This is a genomic window from Actinoalloteichus spitiensis RMV-1378, assembly GCF_000239155.1.
Classification (GTDB): domain Bacteria; phylum Actinomycetota; class Actinomycetes; order Mycobacteriales; family Pseudonocardiaceae; genus Actinoalloteichus_B; species Actinoalloteichus_B spitiensis.
Map to the genome: position 1 here is coordinate 1 of NZ_AGVX02000391.1, position 5,222 is coordinate 5,222.

At 73.6% G+C, this 5,222-nt stretch carries 5 protein-coding genes; 1 reads left to right on the top strand and 4 read right to left on the bottom strand.

Going from position 1 to position 5,222, the window contains the following annotated elements; all coding sequences use genetic code 11:
• The 3 genes from ACTIDRAF_RS32065 to ACTIDRAF_RS29425 form a co-directional block, all read right to left on the bottom strand.
• On the bottom strand, positions 1-1,602 hold a 1,602-nt coding region (locus ACTIDRAF_RS32065; protein ID WP_016699944.1), incomplete at its 3' end, for a WXG100-like domain-containing protein.
• A 9-nt stretch (positions 1,603-1,611) separates the two neighbouring features.
• Positions 1,612-1,926, bottom strand: a complete 315-nt coding sequence (locus ACTIDRAF_RS29420; protein ID WP_016699945.1) for a WXG100 family type VII secretion target — start codon at positions 1,924-1,926, stop codon at positions 1,612-1,614.
• Complete coding sequence (locus ACTIDRAF_RS29425) at positions 1,923-2,504, bottom strand: YbaB/EbfC family nucleoid-associated protein (RefSeq protein ID WP_016699946.1); 582 nt, start codon at positions 2,502-2,504, stop codon at positions 1,923-1,925. Before ACTIDRAF_RS29425 ends, ACTIDRAF_RS29420 begins: the two co-directional genes overlap by 4 nt.
• Before the next feature lie 629 nt (positions 2,505-3,133).
• Between ACTIDRAF_RS29425 and ACTIDRAF_RS0217090 the strand changes: the two genes are divergently transcribed.
• The gene (locus ACTIDRAF_RS0217090; RefSeq protein ID WP_051313430.1) at positions 3,134-3,901 is read left to right on the top strand and encodes an ABC transporter ATP-binding protein; all 768 of its coding nucleotides are present in this window, start codon (positions 3,134-3,136) and stop codon (positions 3,899-3,901) included.
• A gap of 55 nt (positions 3,902-3,956) precedes the next feature.
• Here ACTIDRAF_RS0217090 and ACTIDRAF_RS35365 read toward each other — a convergent pair whose 3' ends face one another.
• On the bottom strand, positions 3,957-4,868 hold the full coding sequence (locus ACTIDRAF_RS35365) for a murein hydrolase activator EnvC family protein (RefSeq protein ID WP_085944861.1): 912 nt from the start codon (positions 4,866-4,868) through the stop codon (positions 3,957-3,959).
• Between the last annotated feature and the right edge of the window lie 354 nt (positions 4,869-5,222).

Consider the following 5,222-nt stretch of genomic DNA (forward strand, 5'->3'; position numbering starts at 1 on the left):
GGGTGCCGCCGGCTCCGCGCCGCGCCAACCGGGAGGCGCGCCGGGGATCGTTCCGGGAGGCCCGCTCGGGCGAGGCGCGCGCACCGGTGGGCCGGCGGGCACGCCGCTCCCGGGCTGGGGGATCCGCCGGGCAGGCCCCTGCCCGGGAGGGGCGGACCCGAACGACGAGCCCATCCCGCCGGCCGCGCCCCCCGCCGGGCCGGTCGACGCTGGTGCGGCGGCCGGTGCCCCGACGCCAGGCCCAGCCGCTCCCGCGCCCTGCGGGCTGACCCCAGGGGCACCGGAGCCCGCTCCCTGCGGGCTGACCGATGGGGCGTCGGAGGCTCCCTGCGGGCTGACCGACGGCGCGGACGGTTCGTACCGGTGGAAGGTGTGCGTCTCGTTGGCCCCCGCGTTCGGGGTCAGGTTCTGCACGTGCGGGACCTGGGAGGGCGCCTCACCGCCGCGCTGGAACGTGTGCGTCTCGTTGGACCCGGCGTCCGGCGTGAGGTTGGTGACCGCCGGCACCGGGGTGGACCGCGCTTCGTTGGCCGTCTGGTGCCAGCTGTTCGCCGCCGACGTGCCACCGCTCACCGCCGATCCCCCGGCACCGCTGAGGGAGTCCATGCTGAACGGGTTGTTGCCCTGGCGGACCTCGTTCAGCGCGTTGGAGGCGACCTTCTCGGCCGCGCCCCGGGCCATTCCCTCGGCCATCGCGTCGAAGCCGCCGGGCGCGGGGGTGTCGCCCTTCGGGAAGAGGGACCCGCTGGCCGAGCTGACCGCGCCGCTGACGACGCCCCCCGCCGCCGACTCGGTGATCCGGTCCGCGTCGAAGTTGCCCTGGAGGGCGTCGCCGAGCGCGGTCTTCGCACCGGCCTTGATGCCCTCGGTGATCGGCTTGCCCGCCGCGTCCAGGAGCTGGTTGGCCACCCCGTCCGTGGCGCCGCCCCCGCCGCCGGTGAGCTGCCCGGCGCCCCCGCTGACGGCGTTCACGACCCCGTCGGCCGTCGCCTCGGCGGCCGCGGTCCCGGTCCGCCCCCAGTCCCACTCCTGCCGGTTGCCCTCGGCCATCTGGATCGACTGGATGACGACGTCGGGCAGCACCTTCTTCAGGTATGCCTTCGTCAGCTCCTTGACCAGCAGGATGAACAGCTGTTTGACGATCTCGCGGGTGGCCATCTGCGCGAGGGGGATACCGGCGGTGCTGCCGCCGAAGGTCCCGGCCGCCGCGGCGATCATGATCGCGATCTCGATCGCGAGGATGACCAGCTGGGCGATGATCATCATCTTGGTGTACTCGACGTTGAGCGCGCCCGCGTCGCACTTCTCCGCCAGTGCCCGGCAGATCTCCTCCAGCGTCGGCAGCCGCTCCTCGCCGCCACCGGTGTACTCCGTCCAGGCCGCGCGGATCGCCTCGGCGGTCTCGCCCTCCATCTGCGCGAGCACGGCGGTCGCGGCGGCGTCCCCGCTCGCGGCCACCTCCGCGACACCGTCGGCTGCCGTCATCCACGCCTGCGACAGCCGGCGCAGCGCCTCCTCGTCACCCTCCGGCCAGTTGGAGCCGACCACGATCGGCAGCAGCCACCGGCACTCCTCGGGGATCAGGTTGTCCCACTTGGACATGTCGAACTCCTAGGCCATCCGGTCGAAGTGGTCGGCTGATTCCTCGTCCATCTGGTCCCAGGTGTCGGCGGACGCGTCGATCCGCGTCCGCATCTCCCGGATCCCCTCGACGAGCGTCCCGAAGTACTCGACGACGGCCGGGGCGGTCGGGGCGTACTCCTGGGCGAAGGCCTGGCCGGACTCGTCGGCGCCCCAGCAGTCGCCCTCGGCGTCGATCGCGGCTCGCAGGGTGGTGAGGACGTCCTCCAGCTGCGCTGCCGTGCTTTCGAACTTCGTGTTCTCCGTCCGGATCTCGGCGGTCCGGACCTCGTACCCGCCGCTCACCAGCGGCCTCCCCGCATGACGGAGCCGCCGGTGTCGTCCTCGTCATCGTCCTCGGGCCTGCCGCGCGAGGTGAGGGGCGCGCCGCCGACGTTCGGTGGAACTCCTCCTCGGCTGGTCGAGGGGCTGGGCGCGGGGCCGCCCTCGGCCCGCTCGGCGCGCTCCGGCGGTGGTTCGGGCAGCGTCCCGGGGGTCCGCAGGGACGGGGCCCCCTCCACCAGGTCCGGCAGGTCGGGGACACCCCGGTGCAGCGGCGCGAACAGGTCGCTCACCTGCTGCCGCACCTGGTCGCCGGCCTGTTGGATCACCTCGGTCAGCGTGCGGGAGAGCTTCTCGGGTGTGCTCCTGCTGAAGGCGGTCGGGGCCAGGACGATCTGTTCCACGGTCCCGGTCGAGCCGACCCGCACCGTCACCAGCCCGTCCCGCGAGGTGACCTCCGCGTTCGCCTGGGCGGCCTGTTCCTGGACCTCCCTGATCTCCTCCTGTTTTTGGCGGAAAGTGCTCAGGAGGGAATCCATCGTCTGACGCATCGCGGAATTGCGCGCCTCCAGGTTCGCGATGTTGTTCCCGTGGTTTTCCACACGGCGTCCTTTCCGTCGTTCGTGGTGACCTGGTGGGCAGGTCGTACCTGTTCCGGGCCCGTGACCTGCTGGTCCGGTGATCCTGTTCGTGTGCCGGAATCCAGCGCTCCGTGCGTCGAGTCGACGACATGGGCCGGTGTGGTGGCCGTTTTTACCGGGGTCGTGTTTCGCGGCGGTCGTTCTCGGGTGGGACGTGGTTCGTCCGACACCCGTTCCGCGTTGTTCCCATTTCTCGCGGCGCGGTCGCCCGGCTCCGTTCCGTGACCGCGACTCCGGGTGCCACCCCGTGGCGGGTGGCCGCTCTTCGTGGGGAGGGCGGGGGAGGCGTGCTGGTGCGGCGTCCCCGTCGCTGGCCGTCGCCGGCTCCTGGCGCGGGGGTGGAGCGGTCCGGTGCCGTCGGGCCCGCGCGCCTGGCCCGGCGGGGGCACCGGGGGCCGCGCCGGTGCGGCGGCGTGTCGGGGCGGCTACCTGGAGCAGTGGGGCACCCGATCGGGAAGTGCGCTGGCCCCGGCCGTCACAATGGGTGGGTGACCGACCGGGGCTTGCAGGGCGCGACGAACGTAGGGCCGCGGCAGCGCGGCGAGGACAGCGACGCCGAGGCGGTGGACGTGACCGACCTCGTGATCCGGATGGACGGGGTCGGGGTGCGGCGCAACCGCAACGACCTGCTGTCCGGGGTGGACTGGAGCGTCGAACTCGACGAGCGGTGGGTGGTCCTCGGGCCGAACGGCGCGGGCAAGACCACGCTGATCAGGCTGGCCGGGGCGGAGATGCACCCGTCCAGCGGCACGGTCCACCTGTTGGAGGAGCGGCTGGGCGGAGTGGACGTCTTCGAGCTGCGACCGAGGATCGGCGTGTGCTCGGCGGCGACCGCGCAGCGGGTTCCCGGCGAGGAGATCGTCCGGGACGTGGTCGTGAGCGCCAGCTACGCCGTCATCGGGCGGTGGCGCGAGCGGTACGACGAGCTCGACACCGGTCGGGCGGAGGAGCTGTTGGCCGCGCTCGGCGTCGGGCACCTCGCCGACCGCCCGTTCGGCACCCTCTCGGAGGGGGAGCGCAAGCGGACCCTGATCGCCAGGGCGCTGATGGCCGACCCGGAGCTGTTGCTGCTCGACGAGCCGGCGGCCGGCCTCGACCTGGGCGGCCGGGAGGACCTGGTCGCGCGGCTGAGCCAGCTCGCCCTCGACCCGGACGCCCCCGCGATGGTGCTCGTCACCCACCACGTGGAGGAGATCCCGCCCGGGTTCACCCACGCGATGCTGCTGCGGGACGGCGCGGTGGTCGCGCAGGGCCTGCTCGACGAGGTCCTCACCGAGGAGAACCTGAGCGCGACCTTCGGGCAGGACCTGAGCCTCGAACGGTCCGGCGACCGGTTCTTCGCCCGCCGCCGGGGCTGAGCGAGGACGAGCCGGTGGGACGACGGCGCGCCGCCGTCCCACCCCGGTCGGCCGGTCAGCCCTCCGTCCCCTCCCAGGGGCGCGCGAACTCGGGCATCGTCGGTGTGAAGCGGTAGGCGTCGCGCTGGCCCAGAAGGTGGTCGAGGGCCGGCCGGGCCGGGGCGGCCGGTGGGGCCGTGTCGCCACCGGCTCCGGCCCCGCTGGGCACGTCGGGTTCGGGAGCGGACGTCGGGCGGTGGGCGGGGAGCGGGGCCGCCGGGGCGGGAGGACGGGCGTCCTGGACCTGGTCGTCCGCCGGCCGGGGCGGGGCGACCGGTTCCGGGGCCGGCGGTTGCGGAGCCGGTTCCGGCGGGGCCACCGGCTCCGGTTCCGAGGGTTCTCCGCCGCAGTTCCCGCTCACCAGGGTCACGTACTCCGGGAAGTACTTGTAGGTCACCGGTTCGTCGTCGAAGCGGATCGGAACCGGGACGCCGTCGTGCCGTTGTTCGAAATGCAGGTGGAACTGGCCGGCGGAGCCCACATCACCCACCTCGCCGATCGGATCGCCGGACCGCACGACGCTGCCGGTCCGCGCCATCGAGGCCGTCCGCATGTGGACGTACCGGGTGGACCACCCGTCCCCGTGGTCCAGGACCAGGTACGAGGACCCGTCGCCGTACACGCCGTTCTCGGCGACCGTCCCGGCCCTGGCGGCCACGACCTGCCGGCCGTCCGGCGGGCTGCCCTGACCGAAGTCCAGTTGCGCGTCCGGGTAGGCGTGCCCGGTGTGGGTGTAGGCCCGCCAGGTCTCCCCGCACGGGAAGGGGAGGTGGAAGAGCGGGTGGGGGGCGGACACGGCGCGTGCCCCGCCGTCGACGGCCGGTGCGATGGGTGCCGTCGCGAGGCCGGCGACGACGGCGGCGGAGGCCGCCAGGATTCCCATCCGTCTTCTCGTGCTCCCACGGCCCGAACAGTTTTCTGGGTTCATCGATCAGTCCTTCTCAGCAGGAGGTGCCGTGCAGGAAGTCGATATGGCGCCAGTCGGCTGTGCTGGAATTCCGCGTCAACCAGTCTGCGAGCAGCGTGTTCCGCGCGCCACGCCGGAGCACGCGTGAGTGAGCGGCGGAATTCGACCGTTCGGGCCGGGGAATTGCGGTTCCGTGGGGGACGTGCGCTCGACGCGGGGATAACGGGGGCGGTCCGGCGGTGGGGACCGACGCCCGACGGATTCGCCGGACCGCCGATCGAGGGGGGACCGCCGAGTTTCCGGGCACCGGCCCGGGATCCCGAGCCGCCCGCCACCGCGTCCCGCGCCCGCCGGCCCCGACCGTGCCGCCCCTCC

Coding starts and splice junctions, on each gene's coding strand:
- ACTIDRAF_RS0217090 (WP_051313430.1), top strand. CDS start 3,134: ATGGACGGGGTCGGGGTGCGGCGCAACCGCAACGACCTGCTGTCCGGG.
- ACTIDRAF_RS35365 (WP_085944861.1), bottom strand. CDS start 4,868: ATGAACCCAGAAAACTGTTCGGGCCGTGGGAGCACGAGAAGACGGATG.